This is a genomic window from Delftia sp. ASV31 (assembly GCF_016428765.1).
In the GTDB taxonomy this organism is placed as follows: domain Bacteria; phylum Pseudomonadota; class Gammaproteobacteria; order Burkholderiales; family Burkholderiaceae_C; genus Comamonas; species Comamonas acidovorans.
Genome location: NZ_JAELTK010000210.1, coordinates 1 through 468, shown reverse-complemented (window position 1 = coordinate 468; position 468 = coordinate 1). Strand labels below are relative to the sequence as shown.

Genomic DNA, 468 nt, shown 5'->3' with positions numbered 1-468 from the left:
TCACTGTATTTTTTAATTCTTTGAGTTTTCTGGCTTATCTTTGGCAATATTGATGTTGTTTTCTAAGAGAAAATTCAATTCTGCAGATATATCTGCATCGGAGTATGCGGCATTTGCGTTAGTGGGGATTTTCCTGGCGGTAGGACTTGCGTTCTATAGTGGTGATATTGAGTTGCCCAGATTGTTGTATATATTGCCATGGATTGTGGAATTTGTATTTTTGATCTTTGCCCTCGCACGTGTTATTTCCGGGATACTGACTAGCGCAAACCTGCCTTTGCTTTTATTTGCCTTGCTGTTGGTATTTGGCGTTTGTTTCTTTGCACTGAAGTCCACAAGCACCGGATTCATCAGGCACGACGAAATATATAGCCTGTCTCTTATACACATCTGACGCTGCCGACGAAATGCGAACAGTGTAGAGATCGGGGGTGGGGGGATGAGTAAAAAAGGGGGGGGGGGGGGGGG

Annotated in this window: 1 protein-coding gene; it reads right to left on the bottom strand. The window is 44.2% G+C overall.

All coding sequences use genetic code 11. The annotated features are described in order from the left end of the window. Positions 1–283: 283 nt before the first annotated feature. A partial coding sequence (locus JHD82_RS30055; protein ID WP_233174954.1) for a hypothetical protein occupies positions 284–468 on the bottom strand: 185 nt, incomplete at its 5' end.